Raw genomic sequence first — 255 nt, forward strand, 5'->3', positions numbered from 1 at the left:
CCTTGATGTCGCAGGTCTTGCAGTGCACGCAGTTCTGCGCGTTGATCACGAGCCGATCGCCGCCGTCGTCGTTCTTCACGAACTCGTACACCGCCGCCGGGCAGAAGCGCGCCTCCGGCCCCGCGTACGTGCGCAGGTTCACGTTCACCGGCACGCTCGCGTCCTTCAGCGTCAGGTGCGCCGGCTGGTTCTCCTCGTGGTTCGTGTTCGAGATGAACACCGACGACAGCCGGTCGAACGTCAGCTTGCCGTCCG

1 protein-coding gene is annotated in these 255 nt (G+C 65.5%); it reads right to left on the reverse strand.

Going from position 1 to position 255, the window contains the following annotated elements:
• Positions 1 to 255: 4Fe-4S dicluster domain-containing protein (locus tag H3O04_RS35910; RefSeq protein ID WP_202589566.1), on the reverse strand; the 255-nt coding region annotated here is incomplete at both ends.

The organism is Burkholderia sp. KCJ3K979, assembly GCF_016759955.1.
Taxonomy (GTDB): Bacteria; Pseudomonadota; Gammaproteobacteria; order Burkholderiales; family Burkholderiaceae; genus Burkholderia; species Burkholderia orbicola.